Source organism: Pigmentiphaga litoralis, from assembly GCF_014651835.1.
Lineage (GTDB): Bacteria > Pseudomonadota > Gammaproteobacteria > Burkholderiales > Burkholderiaceae_B > Pigmentiphaga > Pigmentiphaga litoralis.
The window spans coordinates 2,731,635-2,748,305 of sequence record NZ_BMXQ01000001.1; the positions used below are offsets into that span (position 1 = coordinate 2,731,635).

Annotated in this window: 15 protein-coding genes; 4 read left to right on the forward strand and 11 right to left on the reverse strand. The window is 65.7% G+C overall.

What is annotated here, in order from left to right; all coding sequences use genetic code 11:
* Positions 1–3: 3 nt before the first annotated feature.
* From IE116_RS12375 to IE116_RS12390, 4 genes are all read right to left on the reverse strand, one after another.
* A complete protein-coding gene (locus tag IE116_RS12375; protein WP_189612835.1) occupies positions 4–1,308 on the reverse strand; it encodes a TolC family protein in 1,305 nt (434 codons plus the stop codon).
* A gap of 134 nt (positions 1,309–1,442) precedes the next feature.
* A complete protein-coding gene (gene czcI / locus IE116_RS12380) occupies positions 1,443–1,790 on the reverse strand; it encodes a cation efflux protein, CzcI family (protein WP_189612837.1) in 348 nt (115 codons plus the stop codon).
* Positions 1,791–1,842: 52 nt separating this feature from the next.
* Positions 1,843–3,876 carry a methyl-accepting chemotaxis protein gene (locus IE116_RS12385; RefSeq protein ID WP_189612838.1) on the reverse strand — a complete coding sequence of 678 codons (2,034 nt, stop codon included), beginning with the start codon at positions 3,874–3,876 and terminating at the stop codon, positions 1,843–1,845.
* A 107-nt stretch (positions 3,877–3,983) separates the two neighbouring features.
* Positions 3,984–4,922 (reverse strand): LysR family transcriptional regulator, encoded by a 939-nt coding sequence (locus tag IE116_RS12390; protein WP_189612840.1) that lies wholly within the window; start codon positions 4,920–4,922, stop codon positions 3,984–3,986.
* A gap of 99 nt (positions 4,923–5,021) precedes the next feature.
* Between IE116_RS12390 and IE116_RS12395 the strand changes: the two genes are divergently transcribed.
* The 3 genes from IE116_RS12395 to IE116_RS12405 all read left to right on the forward strand — a co-directional run bounded on the left by IE116_RS12395 (position 5,022) and on the right by IE116_RS12405 (position 7,904).
* Entirely contained in the window at positions 5,022–5,975 is a 954-nt protein-coding gene (locus IE116_RS12395; RefSeq protein WP_189612842.1) for a 3-hydroxyacyl-CoA dehydrogenase family protein, read from the forward strand.
* Complete coding sequence (locus IE116_RS12400; RefSeq protein WP_189612844.1) at positions 5,968–6,801, forward strand: beta-keto acid cleavage family enzyme; 834 nt, start codon at positions 5,968–5,970, stop codon at positions 6,799–6,801. Before IE116_RS12395 ends, IE116_RS12400 begins: the two co-directional genes overlap by 8 nt.
* A 116-nt stretch (positions 6,802–6,917) precedes the next feature.
* Positions 6,918–7,904, forward strand: a complete 987-nt coding sequence (locus IE116_RS12405) for a Bug family tripartite tricarboxylate transporter substrate binding protein (protein WP_189612846.1) — start codon at positions 6,918–6,920, stop codon at positions 7,902–7,904.
* A gap of 91 nt (positions 7,905–7,995) precedes the next feature.
* Here IE116_RS12405 and IE116_RS12410 read toward each other — a convergent pair whose 3' ends face one another.
* The 5 genes from IE116_RS12410 to IE116_RS12430 form a co-directional block, all read right to left on the reverse strand.
* Positions 7,996–9,210: an MFS transporter gene (locus IE116_RS12410; RefSeq protein WP_189612848.1), complete on the reverse strand. Its 1,215-nt coding sequence runs from the start codon at positions 9,208–9,210 to the stop codon at positions 7,996–7,998.
* 263 nt (positions 9,211–9,473) lie between these two features.
* Positions 9,474–10,742 (reverse strand): MFS transporter, encoded by a 1,269-nt coding sequence (locus tag IE116_RS12415; RefSeq protein WP_189612850.1) that lies wholly within the window; start codon positions 10,740–10,742, stop codon positions 9,474–9,476.
* Positions 10,743–11,065: 323 nt separating this feature from the next.
* The gene (gene tsdA / locus IE116_RS12420; protein WP_189612852.1) at positions 11,066–12,046 is read right to left on the reverse strand and encodes a gamma-resorcylate decarboxylase; all 981 of its coding nucleotides are present in this window, start codon (positions 12,044–12,046) and stop codon (positions 11,066–11,068) included.
* 40 nt (positions 12,047–12,086) lie between these two features.
* On the reverse strand, positions 12,087–13,316 hold the full coding sequence (locus IE116_RS12425) for an acyl-CoA dehydrogenase family protein (protein WP_189612854.1): 1,230 nt from the start codon (positions 13,314–13,316) through the stop codon (positions 12,087–12,089).
* A gap of 78 nt (positions 13,317–13,394) precedes the next feature.
* A complete protein-coding gene (locus IE116_RS12430) occupies positions 13,395–13,925 on the reverse strand; it encodes a flavin reductase family protein (protein ID WP_229828122.1) in 531 nt (176 codons plus the stop codon).
* 153 nt (positions 13,926–14,078) lie between these two features.
* Between IE116_RS12430 and IE116_RS12435 the strand changes: the two genes are divergently transcribed.
* A complete protein-coding gene (locus IE116_RS12435; protein WP_189612856.1) occupies positions 14,079–14,564 on the forward strand; it encodes a MarR family winged helix-turn-helix transcriptional regulator in 486 nt (161 codons plus the stop codon).
* A 25-nt stretch (positions 14,565–14,589) separates the two neighbouring features.
* On the opposite strand, the gene IE116_RS12440 is transcribed toward IE116_RS12435, so the two are convergent.
* Complete coding sequence (locus tag IE116_RS12440; RefSeq protein WP_189612858.1) at positions 14,590–15,861, reverse strand: adenosylmethionine--8-amino-7-oxononanoate transaminase; 1,272 nt, start codon at positions 15,859–15,861, stop codon at positions 14,590–14,592.
* 73 nt (positions 15,862–15,934) lie between these two features.
* Positions 15,935–16,573 (reverse strand): cysteine hydrolase family protein, encoded by a 639-nt coding sequence (locus IE116_RS12445; RefSeq protein ID WP_189612859.1) that lies wholly within the window; start codon positions 16,571–16,573, stop codon positions 15,935–15,937.
* Positions 16,574–16,671: the final 98 nt, after the last annotated feature.

Here is a 16,671-nt window from a genome sequence, read left to right on the forward strand (position 1 = left end):
TCCTTAGCGACCAAGAATGCGGTCGATGGTGGCGGCGGCCTGGTAGGCGTTGGCCAGCTGGTCGAGGTAGCGCGCACGGGCCTGGAACAGGGTGCGCTGGCTGTCGAGCACTTCAAGAAAGCTGAACTTGCCGGCTTCAAAGCCGCGGGTGGCGGCATCGAACGCCTGCTGCGCGGCGGGCAGGATGGCCGTGCGCAAGGTGCCCGCCGACTCGCGCGATACCGTCAACGCGGCCGACGCGCGGCGCAACTCGAAGCCCAGCCTGGCGGCCAGGACCTGCTGCTGGTCGCGGGCCTGGTCGGCCCGGCTCAAGGCCTGGTACAGGTTGCCCTGGTTGCGGTCAAAGACGGGGATCGGAATCGAGACGCCCACCACGGCCTGCGTCAGGCCCAGTTCATTGTTGCGGCGTGCGCCCACGTTGAATGTGACGTCGGGATAGCGGCGCGTGCGTTCCACGTCGACCTGCGCGCGCAGGCGATCCGACTCGCGCTGGCTGGCCACCACGTCGGGCGAGTCGGCCAGGGCCTGCAACAGCGCCTCGATCGATGGCCGCTCGGGCAGGTGATCCAGCACGCCGCCCACGTCGCCAAAGGGCATGGCGGCGTTGCCCCACAAGGACACCAGGCCGTCACGCGCCACCTGCAGCGCGGCACGGCCTTCGGCCAGCGCAAGTTCGGCATTGGCCTGTTCGACCCCGGCCTTGGTTGCCTCCACCGGCGAGATCTTGCCGGCCTCGACCCGCCGGCCCGCGATGCGCGCGCCCTGGCTGGCCAGGTCGACCGACGCCTGGGCGAGGCGAATGCGTTCCTGCGCGATCAGGATCGCAAAGAACGCGCCGATCACCTCGGCCCGCAACTGCGCCCGCGCCACGTTGAACTGCGCCCGCGCCAGATCGCGGCTGGCGTCGGCCGCCGTCATCCGGGCGGCGCGCTTGCCGCCCAGCTCGATCGGCAGGCCGATCTGCGCGGTCGTGATGCGGCTGGATGAGCGGGTGTCCTCCATCGAGGTGCCCACTTCGGGGTTGGGCCGCGTCGCCGCCTGGATCGCCTCACCTTCGGCAATGTCGATATCGCGAGCAGCGGCGGACAGGAAAAAGCTGCCAGCCGACGCGCGTGCCAGCGCCTGCGCCAGGGTCAGCGGTTCAGGGGGGATCAGAGGGCTGGCTGCCTGCGCAGGCGGGGTGCCGGGCAACACAGTTGATAGTGCGTCGGGTACGGCAGCCGGCGCCGGGGGCGCAAGCTGCGCGTACGTGTGCGCAGGGAACATCGAGCAGGCCGCAAGCAAGGGCGGCAACCACCATGGCGTCATTCATCGCATCCAGAGTCATCGACAATCGGAGGCGAGACGAGGCGGATCGAAGATCCGTGCCTGGGGCCGTCCAGATGCGGACGCACGCTGACGAAGTCAGGCAGGCGCCGGGCAGAAGGACGTCGTCTCGCCGGTCAGGCGAGACGCAGCCAATTGGGACGTTCGGGCTCGGCGACGCGGGCCGACATGACTGCAAAGGTCACGGCAGGCGGCGCATAGGGTCGCGCGGCAGGCGCGGCAACGACGGGGGCAACGGGAAGGACACTGGGGCAGGCGATCAGGTGGCAGATCGTGCAGTCCTGGTCGGGGACCAGGGATCCGTCGGTTCGTTTGTCGGCGGACGCGCGATGCTCATGCTCGTGGTGGCCGAAGTGGCTCGACCTGGCGGCGCCGGATTCATGCTGACAGTACGCGGCCGCGCTCCCCCAGACGGACTGGAGCGGCAGCAAGACGATCATCAGCAGGAAAACGAAGCGGCGCATAACGGCATTATAGCCACGGCCCGCCCGGTAAACCGGCGGGCCCTGCTGTGGCTTACGTGCGCAGTGTACGGATGGTCTCGTCCAGCACCTGTGCCTGGTTCTGCAGCGATTCGGCCGAAGCGACCGATTGCTGCACGGCCGCTGCCGATTCTTCCGCGTACTGAGCAATCTGCTCGACACGGCTGGCAATCTGTTCCGACGCCGACTTCTGTTCCATGGCGGCGTTCGAGATGTCGGCGATGACTTCTGCCGTGCGGCTTGCGGCTTCCTGGATCCGGCTGAGCACCGTGCCGGCCTGGCGCGCACCGGCGGCCGATGCCTGCATGTCGGTGTTGACCTCGCGCATGGTCTGCGCGGCGATCGTGGTCTGCTTCTGCACGGCGGCGATCACCGATGCGATCTGCGCGGTCGACGTCTTGGTGCGTTCGGCCAGGCCGCGCACCTCGTCGGCCACCACCGAGAAGCCCCGACCTTCTTCGCCGGCACGGGCCGCTTCGATCGCGGCGTTCAGTGCCAGCAGGTTGGTCTGCTCGGCAATTTCCTGAATGGTCTTGACCACGGCGGAAATCTGGCGCGACGAGGCTTCAAGTTGCTGCACGACTTCGGCGGAATTGGCGACGCGGTCGGCCATCTTCTCGATTTCGCTGACAGTCTGCTTGACCACGGCGGAGCCTTCTTCGGCCGCCGTGCTCGACGCTTTGGAAAAGCCGTTGGCTTCGCGAGTGCTGTCGGCGATCTGCGAGATCGACACGGTCAGTTCTTCCACGGCGGCGGCGACGCCGCTGGCCGCTTCGGACTGGACTTCGGTACCGCGGCCGATCTGGTTCAGCGCCTGCAGGGTCTGCGTGGTGGCCACGGCCACTTGCGAGCCCGTCGCGTTCATCTGCTGCGCCAGCTGGGCAATGCGTACCCGGGTCGCGTTGATGCGCTCGGCCATGATGTGGATTTCGTTGTTCGAGCCAGCGGGGCCGGTCGGCACGTCGCGGGTCAGATCCCCTTCACCCAGGCGTGTCACCCCGGCAACCACGTCACGCACGGGGCGCAGTGCGAACGACATGCGGGCAAACACCACCAGGCCGGTCAGGATGCCGCTGATCAGCAGCAGCGCCACGACCAGGGCGATCTGCTTGTACTGGGCAGCCAGGAAATCCGACTTGGCGCCTTGCGCGGCCAGGGTCCAGCCCCAGCTTGGAACGGTCTTGAACGCGACGAACTGCGTGGCGTCGTCGGTCGTCATCTTAGATTCCGTGAAGCCCGCCGCTTCATCGACCAGCTTCTGGAACTCCGGACGATCGGCTTCCGGCGTGTCGGACACCAGCTTGCCCTTATACGTGGGATGCACCAGGAATTCGGCGCTGCCATTTGCGCCCGAGGTCAGCGCGAACATGGAGCCGAAGCCGGCCACGGTCGATTCTTCGATGTACTTGAGCGTGGAAGCGACGTCGTCGGACAGGTCCACCTGCAGCGTCAGGCCGCCGAAGATCTTGCCGTTGTCGTCTTTCAAAGGACGCACATGCATGGCGTACCAGCGGCCGCCTCGGTACACGATGTTGGTCGCCGCAGTCGACGTATCGAGCGTTTTCACGACAAAATCGTCGGACGACACCGCAGCGCCCGTCAGGGGCTGGCCGTCGGCGCCACGCTGCATGGTCGCGGCACGGATCCACTGATTGTTGTGACGCACGATGAGTTCCGGGTCGGCGCCGGTATAGCTGCGCATGCGCTGCAGCACCGACGTATTGCCGTTCAGGATGGTTTCGCCTGCGCGCACGGTGACGACTTCGCCGGCGGTGCCGGTTTCGGTCATGGTGCCGTCGGGGGACGGCAGTTCGCCCAGCATGCGCTGGAACACCAGCAACTGGCGTTCAACCCGCAGACGGGTGGATTCGTAGGACGACACCAGGCTGCTGCTGACGGAATCCAGGGAAGCCATCATTTCGCGTTCGACCGCCTGCCGAGCGGCGCGGACGCCCTGCACGGCCACCACGACGGCGGTCACCCCTGAAATGATTGCGCTCAGTGACAGAGCCAATACCAAGACTTGCTTGGCCAGCGAACGCTGACCAAGACTGAAAGACGACGCCATCGTTTCCCACCCCACGTTATTGTCGGACGCTCCGGATTGCCTGGAACGGCCTGTTTTCCAGGGCCGTGGGAATCACGCGAACGAGTGTGAGCACCTTTACGGCAGGATCAGGAGAGAATTGAGGAATTTATTACGTCTGGTGTGAGCAAGCCCTCACCGACCCGGTCCAGAAGCAGATCCGCCATCGCGCGCGCCGCTGGGGACAGATCGCGATCGGCGCGCCAGACCAGTCCGATCGGCCGCCGGATCACCGGGTCGACCAGGTCGCGCTGCACCAGTCCAGCTTGCGCCACCACCGCCGCGGCCACCGACGGCAGCGCCGCGACGCCACATCCGGCCATTACCATGGCCGCCACCGTCATCAGGTGGTCGACCTCGTAGGCCGGCGAAAACTGCACGCCGTGCTGCAAGGCCGCTGCCGCCACGTATTGCCGCACGCTGGTCGGGTGCGACATGGACACGTGCGGGTAGGCCAGGCAGGACGCGAACGGGATCGGGGCGGCGCCGGCCAGGGGATGACCGCGAGGCATCAGCAGCACGAACCGGTCTTCGGTCAACGATTGGTAGGTCAGGTCGGCATAGGCCGGGTCAGCCGCCGTCAGGGCAAAGTCCACCTCGCCCCGCTGGACCAGGGCGAAGGCCGGGGCCGACAAGGTGTCGATCAGCCGCAGCCGGATGTCCGGATAGCGGGCGCTGTAGGCAGCGAACAGGTCCGGCATCAGCTTGGCCGCGAACGAGGGCAGCGCGGCCACCGCCACCGACCCGCTGCGCAGCTGGGAAATGTCCCGCACGGCGCCGACGGCGGCGTCAAAACGCGCCAGCACCTCGGTCGCATCCGTCACGAACTGCTCGCCGGCGGCGGTCAGGCTGACCTTGCGGGTCGTCCGCTGGAACAGGCGCGCCTGCACGGCCGCTTCGGTCCGCAGCACGATGGACGACACCGCCGACTGCGACAGATGCAGCTGTGTCGCCGCCTGGCTGAAGCTGAGCGTGCCCGCCACGGCCAGAAAGGTGCGCAGATCGTGCGTGGACAGGTCGGCTTTCATTGATTTATCTTGAATTTCGATCAATATATCAAAAACGAGCGCTTAACCGATAAGCGGACGGGGCATAGACTGACCGGCTGTCTTGAAGGGAGCCTTCTCATGTTGATGTATCCGTCCCAGTCGCGCGCCGTGGTCGTTGGTGGCGGCACCATGGGCAACGACGTTGCCGCGGTGCTGGCCCGCGCCAGTTGCCCCACTATCATCGTCGAGTCGTCCGCCGCCCGCCGGGAGGCCCTGCCCGGCACACTGGCCGCCGCACTCGACACGCATGCGGCCCAGGCGCATCTGGTGTCGGTCGTGGCCGACCTGGACGACATCGACTGGTCGGGCATCGACCTGGTCATCGAGTGCATTCCCGAACGCGTCGATATCAAGCAGGCCTTGTTTGCCCGGCTGGAACAACTGGCCCGGCCGGACTGCCTCCTGACCAGCAACAGTTCCAGCTTTCCGATCAGCGCGATTGCCGAGGGCCTGAGCACCGGCGGCCGCATGCTGGGCCTGCACTTCTTCATGCCCGCGCACCTGGTGCCGCTGGTCGAGGTCGTGATGGGCGGCGCAAGCGAGCTCGCACACGCGCAGGCTCTGTCCGACTTCATGCGCCGCTGCGCCATGGTGCCGGTGCTGGTCAAGAAGGACCTGCCGGGCTTTCTGGCCAACCGGCTTCAGCATGCGCTGTCGCGGGAAGCCTTCGACATGATCGACCAGGGCATTGCGTCGCCCGAAGATGTCGATGCCGCCGTGCGTTTCGGCTTTGGCTTCCGCTTTCTGGCCGCCGGCCCCGTCATGCAGCGCGACCATGCCGGGATCGAAGTGCATTGCGCCGCCGGCGCGACCATGTATCCGACCTTGAACAACTCGCCGTTGCCGGCCAAAGCCCTGAGCGACCGCGTGGCCGCGGGGCATCTGGGCATGAAAACGGGCCAGGGCTTCTATACCTGGACGCCCGAGACCATTGCCGCTGAACGCAAGCGCTACGATGATCTGCTCAAGGCCGGCCTGACCCTGCTTGCCAAGGAACTGCCACCGCTCCAACCGGGACCTGACCATGATTGATGCCGCCACCGCTTTTGCCGAACCGCTGATCCTGACCGTGGCGCCGAACGGCGCGTACAAGAAACGGGCCGACCACGGCGCGTTGCCGGTCACGCCCGAGCACCTGGCCGATACCGCCAAACGCTGCCTGGACGCCGGCGCGGCCATGATCCACATGCATGTGCGTGCCGCAGACGAGCGGCACAGCCTGGACCCCGCCGCCTACCTGCTGGCGACCGAGACCGTGCGCCGCGCCGTCGGCAAGGAACTGGTCATCCAGATCACCACCGAAGCGGCGCAGGTGTATGCGCCCGACGAACAGGTCGCGTCGGTCATGGCAGTTGCGCCCGAAGCCGTGTCGGTGGGCCTGCGTGAAGTCGCGGTGGGACCGCAAGCCGACGAACGCGTCGCCAGGCTGTTCAGCTGGCTGGCCCGCGAACGCGTCATGACCCAGGTGATTCTGTATGACACCGCGGACGTGGCGCAGTGGCAGTCCTATCGGCAACGCGGCATCGTGCCCGAAGCGCCCTGGTTCCTGCTGTTCGTGTTGGGCCGCTACACCGCGGGCCAGACCTCGCTGCCCGCGGACCTGCTGCCCTTCCTGGCCGCCGATGATCGCACCTACCCCTGGGCCATGTGCGCGTTTGGCAAGCACGAACATGCGTGCGCGGCCGCCGCTGCGGCGCTGGGCGGACATGCGCGGGTCGGCTTCGAAAACAATCTGTACCTGAAAGATGGCAGCATCGCGCCCGACAACGCGGCGCTGGTGAAGCAGGCGGCGCAGGCCGGACTGGACTGTGGCCGCCGGCTGGCGACGGCTGATGATGTGCGGCGGCGGTTCGGCTGAATGCTTCGACGGCTATTTAAAGCAGGAAGGACGGCGACCGGAGTCCATCCGGCGCCTGGATATAACTAGAAGACACACGACACACCACGCGCTCATTGAAAGCGCAGGAGACACCCATGTTGAAGAAGACCTTGCTGGCGCTGGCCTGCGCCGCCGTGCTGCCCGCTGCCATGCTCCCCGCCACTTTGATGGCGGCCGATGCCTATCCTTCCAAGCCCATCCGTTTCATCGTGCCCTACCCGCCCGGCGGTCCGACCGACCTGATGGCCCGGTTGCTGCAGGTATCGATGCAGAAGCAGCTGGGCGTGTCGGTGGTAGTTGAAAACAAGGCGGGCGCAGGTGGCAACATCGGCTCCGACCAGGTCGCCAAGTCCGAGCCCGATGGCCACACCCTGCTGCTGGCCGCCAGCGGTCCGATGGCTGTCAACCCGACTCTGTACAAGGCGCTGCCCTTCAATCCGATCAAGGACTTTGCACCGGTCGTGCAGATCTCGGCCTTCCCGATGGTGCTTGAGGTCAATCCCAATGTGGTCAAGGCCACGGACCTGAAGTCCTTCATTGCCGCGGCCAAGGCCAAGCCGGAACTGTTCAGCTTCGCGTCCGCCGGCAGCGGCACGCCGCAACACCTGGCCGGTGAAATGTTTAATCGCGCCGCCGGCACCACCATGCAGCACATCCCCTACAAGGGTGCGGGTCCGGCGCTGAATGATCTGGTCGGCGGGCAAGTGCCGGTGATGCTGGACATCGTGGGCAGCTCGCTGCAATACATCAAGGCCGGGCGCCTGCGGCCAATCGCGGTCACGACGGCCCAGCGCAGCGCCGCCCTGCCGGACGTGCCCACGCTGGCGGAATCCGGCCTGCCTGGCTTCGACATGTCCGGATGGCACGGCATCGCAGTGGCCGCCGGCACGCCGAGGCCGATCGTTGACAGACTCAACCAGGTAGTCAATACCGCGTTCGCCGATCCCGAACTGCGCGCGCGTTGGGAGGCACTTGGCACGCCTGCGGTTGGCGGCACGCCGGAACAGTTTGAAAAGCTGATCAAGTCGGAAAACGTGCGGCTGGGCGCGGTGGTGAAGGCGTCAGGCGCAACGGCGGATTGACGCGGCGGAGGCGGTGCTTCAGTGCGCCGCGTGCCAGCGACACTGACCTGCCGGCCCACGGCCCGCAACAAAGGCGCGGCCAAGCGCCCCTTCAGTGCGCCGCCTTGACCCGATGCAACACGGTCAGCAACGTCAGGCTGGCACCGAGCACTACGGCCATTGCACCGAACGCGCCCTGGACACCGAGGGCCTCCGACACGGCGCCCACCAACAGATAGCCGAAGGGCATGGTGCCGTTGTAGGCCATGCCATACATGCCCACCAGCGCGCCACGCACGGAATCCGGGCAACGCCGCTGGATGGTGGCATTGGTGGACGTGGCGCTGAAGGTCAGGCTGAAACCCAGCGCAAAGAACGCAAATGCCGTCAGCGCTGCATGCCCCGCCAGCGCCAGCACGGCCAGCGCGACGCCCGCGATCCACGGCGCCACGCTCAGGTACCGCTGCGTCATCATCGACCCGATGGCCGATGACAGGATCACGGCTGCGCTCAGGGACCCCACCCCGGCGGCCGCAAAGAACACGCCGGTGAAGGTCGCCGCGTCGTGGAACACACGGTCGGCGATCAGCGGCACCAGCGTCTGGTAGCTGCCCGCGAACAGGCCCATGCAGGCCAGGATCGACAGGTACTTGGCGGTAAAGGGGTCATCAAGGATGTAGGCAAACGCCGCGCGCAGGCCGCCGCGGCTGTCGCCCTTTTTGGTCATGCGCGGCTGGATCACCATGGACCGCACGCACCACGCCATCACGCACAAGGCCACCGCGTAGGTGGCGAAGGCGACGGGTGGACCCAGGGTGGGATACAGCACGGCCGCGATCGTCGGCCCCACCATCCGGCCCACGTTGTAGACCATGGTGTTCATGGCCACCGCATTGGGCAGCAGCGCCGCGTCTTCCAGGCAGGACACCAGCAGCACCTGCCGCGCGGGCGACTCGATCGAGGTGAGCACACCGATCACGATCGCGTGCGCCAGGATCAGGGGCAAAGTCAGCACGCCAAATGCCGACAGCACCGCCAGACTGCACGCCACCGCGAGCGACGCGTACAACACAGCCAACGTGGTCCGCCGGGCGTTGTGCGACGAAATACGCGCCCCCGCGATCGGGGCAATCACAAGCTGCGGACCGTACAGCAGGAAGTTCAGCAAGGCCAGCACCGCGCCCGACCCCGACAAGTGATACACCACCAGATTCAGCGTCACGTTCTGCGTCCAGCTGCCCAGGACCGACACCACCTGCCCGGTCAGATAACGCCGGAGCGTAGGCTCGGACAGGGCAGGAAAGATGCGTTGCAGCGAAAGCGACATGATGGACGGCAAGGAAGGCGGCAGACCCCTACTCTACCCGATCACCCCTTCCCGCCCGCCCAGGCCCGCCGTACCGCACACGTCTGGATACACCCCTTTAAGCCAGCTACCACCCGCACCCAGGGCACGGTGGATCTGGCTTTGCCAGTCCGCCAGTGCCGCCCCTGGGGGAGGCGCAAAGCGCCTAGGGGGGGCTCAACGCGCCGGTCCGCCAGTGTCGCCCCTGGGGGAGGCGCGAAGCGCCATGGGGGGGCTTACCGCGCCTAGGGGGGGCTCAACGCGCCGGTCCGCTGGTGTCGCCCCTGGGGAAGGCCCGAAGCGCCATGGGGGGACTCCATCCTGGGGAACACATAGCGACCTAGGGACATCATCAACGCGCACGCTGCCAGCAAGGCCACACACAGCGCTGACAATGCGGTCGCATAGCCACCCGTCTTGTCGAACGCCAGACCCATGATGTATGGCCCTGCGCCCGAGCCCAGCATGAAGGCTGCGAACAGATAACCATACAGCTCGCCAAAGCTCTTCAGCCCGAGATACCGCGACAGCAGAAAGGCGATCAGATCGACCTCGGCGCCGAGCCCCAACCCCACCAGCACCACCGACAACGCAGCGTATTGCGGCGGCAGGTTGGCGAGCAGCATGCCGATCCCGATCAACGGAATCGCAAAGAAGAAAGCCGCCACATACGGTGCAAAAATCCGGTCCAGCAGATAGCCTGCCAACAACCTTCCGCCGATCAAGGCGGCACCGGCAAACGCCATGGCCGTCGTCGCCACACCCGGTGCAATACCCCGATCCACCAGCAGCGGCACGACGTGCGCGATGGTGCCATTGGTTGCCAATGCGACTGCAAAAAAGGCCAGCGCCAGCTTCCAGAACACACCCGACCGCAAGGCTTCACGACCCGTGGCACCCGGCAAGGCCACGGCAGTCGTACCTGCCACCGGACGCATCTGGTCCGGCTCACGCACCGCCAGCGAGACCGCGGTCACCCCGATCACAAGCGTCAGCGCCGCCAGTCCAAGATAGGCGCCCTTCCACCCGAACGCCGTCAGCAAAGCCTGCGCATACTGCGGCACCAGCGCCGCGCCCAGTCCCACGCCCGCCATCGCCACCCCCAGCGCCAGCCCGCGCTTGTCATCGAACCAGGCCGAGATCGCCTTCGCATATGGCAGCGGCGTCTGCCCCGCCGCCGCAATGCCCATCAACGCATAGATGATCATGAACTTGGCGGGCGTATCGGCAAACAAGGCCAACGACGCGGTTGCCGCGGCGAACAACACAATGGACGGCAAGGTGACCGCCCGTATCCCGAACCGATCGATCAACCGGCCCGCGACCGGCACGAACAACGCCGTCATCGTCAACCCGATCACCAAGGCCAACGACGTCGTCGACCGCTCCCACCCGAACGCCTTCGTCACCGGCAGCAGGAACACGCCAAAGGTGAATTGCATGATCGGCCCATTGCCGACAAACAGCCCGAACACGGACCCTACCACCACCCACCAGCGATTCCTGATCTTCATTGTCTTCTCCATCGGTGGCCATGCCACGGTTGTTGTCCTGAACGGGCAGCCTCTACGTGCCACCTCGCACTTCCGATACGAAAAAGTCTCTGCAACCCCCAAACTCGGCCCACGCACGACGCGCGCAGAGGCACAACGGATCTGGCGATACCAGTCCACCATGACCTCCATCAAGGAAAGACGCCGACCCCTAGAGGGCCTTCACCTCTAGCCAAACGAGACAACGCACCGCACCCGCGCTGCCCCCACTGGGACACCGCAGATCCGGCTTTGCCGGTCCGCTGGTGTCGCCCCTGGGGGTGGCGCGCAGCGCCGCGGGGGGGCTACATATTGAGCTTGAACAGCTTCGCCGCATTGGTATGGCCGATTTTCTTTCTGTCGGCTTCGCTGATGCTTGCTGACGCAAACCAGTCGGATGCGTGGTCGATGTTCTCGAATGGCCAGTCGGTGGAGAACAGGATGCGGTCGGCGCCGATCTCCAGGATCGCGTCAATCAGGGTCTGTGTGCGGAAGTTGCCCGACGTCGTCAGGTAGAAGTTTTCGTTGAAGTAATCAACGATCTTGCGCTTGGCCGGATACTTCGGCGTTGTCTTGACCCACGCGTTGCGATGGTCGATGCGCCACATGCTGTAGGGCAGTCCCTCGCCCATGTGACCCAGGATGATGCGCAGATCCGGATAGGCATCGAACAGTCCCGAACCCATCAGGCGCAGCGCATGCACGGCGGTCTCTTGCCCGAACGCCCAGGTCGGTCCCATCAGCCACGGGTGACCGTCATAGATGGCGCAGTCTTTCGGCAAGGGGTTGCGCGGATGCAGATAGAAGGGCACGTCCAGCGACTGGACCTTTTCCCAGAACGGCCAGTACTGCTTCAGGTCGTAATACACGGCGTGGTCGGGGTTCTCGACCTGCGAAAAACCATTGACCAGTGCGCCGACAAAACCCAGGTCGCGCACGCACCGTTCCAGTTCATTCGCGGCCAGTTCCGGCGACTGCATCGGCAACGCGGCGAACCCGCGAAAGCGGGTGGGCTGGCGCACGATCTGCTCGGCCAGGAAATCGTTGGCGCGTTGCGCGACTTCGGACGCCTGCTTCGTATCCGGAATGGCCTGCACTGCCGGCGCATTCAAGGACAGGATCATCGTCTCGATCTGGTATTCATCCATCAGGCGAAGGCGGCGGTCCTGGATGTCCAGCAGGCGCGAACGCAGTTCGGGCCAGTCCTTGTCCGGCACGAAACCGGCCGAATCCATCAGTGTCTCTTCCGTGGCGAAGTGTTCTTCGAGCGCAATTTTTCCGGTCATCTCGGATCCTTGTCGAATGGATAAAGCGGTGGGGTGGAGGTCAATACTGGCCGCGCGGCGTCAAGCCCAGGGCCATCTGCCCGTACATCGTGCCGACGGCGTCCCAGTTCATGCTGATGTGGCGGCTGACGGCATTGACGTCGCGCCAGGCGCGTTGCACCGGGTTCGACAGATTCAGGCCCAGACCGCCGGTTGATGCATTCAAGGCTTCTGCCGCACGCAATGCCAGCGACACCGCAAACGACTGGCCGCGGCGGCTCACGATGCGGTCCTCGACCGTCACGGCGTGGCCCGCCAGCGTCTTGTCCGTCACGCGGCGCAGATCACGCAGCAGGATTTCCTGCGCGGCATCGGTGCTTGCCGCGGCATCGGCCACCCGCAACTGGATGGTCGGAAATTCCGCCATCTTCTGATGGGCACCGGCCACGGCGCCGCGCGTCACGCGCGCCCCGGTGGCTTCCAGATAGTCGTCCAGCGCGCCGGCCGCGGCGCCTACGGCCACCGACGCCAGGCAGGACGGAATCACGGTCAGCATCGGGACCCGGAAGGCCAGGTCGTCGGCGTAGTGGCCGGCGCCCGGCGTGTTGCCCGACGTGGTCTGCGCAAAGGTCAGCACCCGATGGCCCGGTACGAACACGTCTTTCAATTCCAGGGTCTTGCTGCCCGTGCCGCCCAGGCCGACCACGTCCCACGTTTCCAGGATCGTGTAATCGGCAGCGGGCACCAGCAAGAAGGCGGGCTCCAGCCCTTCGCCCGACAGGGCCGGGATCATGGCCGCGCACAGGGCCCAGTCGGCGTTCTCGCAGCCGCTGCTGAAGCTCCAGTTGCCGCTCAGCCGATAGCCGCCCGCATCGACGCCTGCCTTGGCGGCCGGCGCGTACGAGCCGCACAGCAAGGCGTCGGGGTTGTCGCCCCACACATCGCGCTGCGCCTCGACCGGAAAGCTGGCGGCCAGCCACTGATGCGCCGACAGCAAGCCAGCCACCCAGGCGGTCGATGCGCAGCTGCGGGCCAGTTGCAGGTTGGCCTCGACCAGCACGTCGAAGTGTTCCTGGTAGCCGCCAAATTCACGCGGCTTCACGATGTCGAAATAGCCGATGTCACGCAGCGCCTGCATGTGCGAGTCGGGCACCTGGCCGTCACGTTCGGTCTGCCGCGCGGCGGCCTTGATCTGCGGGGACAGCGCTTCGATGCCGCGCAGCAAGGCGGCCTTGTCGAAGGCGGTGCGCGGCGGCGCGTCCAGGACGGCATGCTCCACGAAACTGTTCATGGTCAACTCCTTGATCTTGTTTTCGGTATGCGCCCGTGGGTGGCCCAGGGCGAGAGGACGTGAGGGCGAGACGGCGGATCATCGCGCCGCGACGGGCGTGGACCGGCAATAGGTCGCGTTGCGGTAGAGCAAGGGGGACGTGTTGTCGGCGAGCTGGACGTCGTGCACCGCGCCGATGAAGATGGTGTGGGTGCCGAAGGGGACGACCACCTGCTTGCTGCAGAAGATGCGCGCCTGGGCGCTTGTCAGGTACTTGATGCCGGTGTCGGTCTCGGACCAGTCGCCGGTCAGGAAACGATCCGCAGGGGGCACGCCGCCGCTGAAGGCGTTGGACAGATCGATGTGGTCTTCGGACAGCACGTTCACGCAGAAGCCGTCGGTGGACGACATGATGTCGTGCAGCAGGGTTTTCTGGTGAATGCAGACCAGCAAGGCGGCGGGGTCGAGCGATACGGATGAGACCGCGGTGGCCGTCATGCCATGGCCGCGTTCCCGGTCGCCAGCGGTCACGATGGTGACGGTGGATGCGATGCCGCGCATGGCCAGGCGAAAGTCGCGCTGGACGGATTCGTGATCGGCGACATCGTGCGTCAGTGCTTGGGCAGTCATGTGTCTTCCTCCATCGGGTTTCTGTGAACCCGGGGCTCTGTGAACCGTTGGCAAAGTTTCACACACAACTGTTGCGTCTGCAATTGTTGTACAGTCGATTTCACTCCTTTTTTGCTCGGGGTTTTCCCACCCCGGGTCACCCCGAAGACACCCATGTATCGACTGACCGACTCGTTCCCATACCTGCTCAACCGCGTGGGTGTGCGCATCGGTGAACTGTTCACCGAACGTCTCAAACCGTATGACCTGACCCTGCCGATGTACCGGGTGCTGGCATCGTTATGGGAACGCAGCGACCAGCGGCTCAATGAACTGGGCAAGGCGACAGTCATGGAAGTGTCGACGCTGTCGCGGCTGATCGGGACGATGGAATCGCGTGGCTATGTGACGCGGCACCGCCTGGACGACAACGCGCGGGTCGTGGCGATCAACCTGACGGCGGCCGGACGCGCGCTGGCGGAAGAGCTGATTCCGCTGGCCATGCAGTTCGAGGAAGTGGCGATCCACAGCTTCGGCAAGGCTGAAGTGCTGCGCCTGAAGTCCGCCATGGAAGCGGTCTATGAACACCTGAACGCGCTCGATCCGGAAGCGCTGCAGGTGCCGGCCAGCAAACGCGCCGGGCGGCGCGCCGCGCGTTAGGGATCCGGGCGCCGCGCGCTCGGGATCAGGGCGGCCCTGCCGCCACCACCGTGTTCACCGCCAGGATCAGCCGTTCCAGGTCATCGGGCGCCATCGTCAATGCTGGCGTCAGATACACGATGCGCCCGAACGGCCGCACCCATACCCCCTGATCGATCAGCCGCTGCTTGAGCCGGTTCATGTCGTCGATGCGGGTCAGTTCCACGACGCCGATCGCGCCCAGCGTGCGCACGTCCTTCACCCACGCCAAGTCCTTGCACGGCGCCAGCCCCTCGCGCAACGCCGCGCCGATCGCCGCGGCTTGATCCAGGCGCGGTTCCCGTTCGAACAGATCCAGTGACGCATGCGCCGCCGCGCAGGCCAGCGCATTGCCCATGAAGGTGGGGCCATGCATCAGCGCATGGCCGGGATTGTCGGACAGGAACGCGTCGAACACGCGTTCGCTTGCCACGGTGGCGGCCAGCGGCAAGGTGCCGCCCGTCAGCGCCTTGGACAGCGTGATGATGTCCGGCTTGACGCCCGCCTGCTCGAACGCGAACAGGCTGCCTGTTCGTCCGAAGCCGGTAAAGATCTCGTCGAAGATCAACAGCAGACCGTGACGGTCGGCCAGCGTGCGCAATCGTTGCAGCACGACAGGCGAGTGCATCAGCATGCCGCCTGCGCCCTGCACCAACGGTTCCACCAGGATGCCTGCCAGTTTGTCAGCATGCTGCGCAAGGTGGGCATCGAGCGCCACCATCGATGCATCATCCACCGGCAGCGCCGCCACGTCGTGCGCCGCGAGCAGTCCTTTGAACAGGGCATGCATGCCGTCCTCGGGATCGCACACGGCCATGGTGCCGAACGTGTCGCCGTGATAGCTGCCCTTGAAGACCAGGAAACGCGACCGGCCCCGCTCGCCGCGATTGAGCCAATACTGCATCGCCATCTTCATGGCGACTTCGACCGCCACCGACCCGGATTCGGTAAAGAACACCCGGTCCAGGCCTGGGCCCAGCAAGCCCGCCAGCCGCTGCGCCAAGTGCAGCGCCGGTTCATGCGTCAACCCGCCGAACATGACGTGCGGCATGACCTCCAACTGCGCGCGGATGGCATCGGCAATGTGCGGATGGTTGTAGCCATGGCAGGCTGTCCACCACGATGCAATGCCATCGACCAGGCTGCGGCCATCCGCCAGTTCGATGCGCGTGCCGGACGTGCGCACCACCGGCAAGGGCGGCGCGGCCGTCTTCATTTGGGTATACGGCAGCCAGATATGGCGGCTGCCGTCTTCGATCCAGGAGGGGGAACGCGTCATGGGCACATCCGTGCGAGCAGGTCGGGAGACCAAGTCGACCAGAGTGTAGCCATGTCGGGGTGTGGCCCCCGGACTACCTGGCCAGAGCGCGCCCCAGGAAATCCTCGCAGGTCATGACGTGGGCGGTCGAGAAAGCCAGGATGGTCAACGTCGCCTGGTGCACTTGCGCTGCGCTCATGGCGCCAAAGCCCAGATCCGGATAGTCGAACGTTCCGGTCGCATCCGACAGGAAGGCGACGCGATAGTTGTGGAACATCGCGTCCCGCGCCGTGGCATGGCAGCAGTTCTCGGTCGTCGTCCCGGTGATGGCCACGGTATCGATGCCCCATTCGCGCAGGATCAGATCCATGTCGGTCGCAAAAAAGCCGCTGTAGCGGTGCTTCTTGATCACGTGCTCACCAGGTGCCGGCGCCAGCCCGGGATGGATCTCCACACCTGCCGTGCCATCGATGAGCGCGGCCCGGCTGGCGACCGGCGGGTACAAATCGCTATAGCGGCCCATGTCGCAGCCGTCGCTGCGATGCACGTGCGACGTGTAGATGACACGGATGCCCCGTTCACGGCAGGCGTCAAGCGTGCGTGCGAGCCGGGGCATCATCTCGGCAGCCTGCCGGGACTGGAGCGGCGCGCCATCCGCGACAAAATCGTTCTGCATGTCGACGACGATGACCGCGGTCTTGCGAGGATCGATGGATTCGAGCTGATACGGCATGGTGGACTCCAGGCAAGGGAACACAGAAATCCCACAGTAGAATTTCCGGATGCGAGACGCTTGACCGCAGGCGCCACGCGCTTTGCCATGAGCGACAT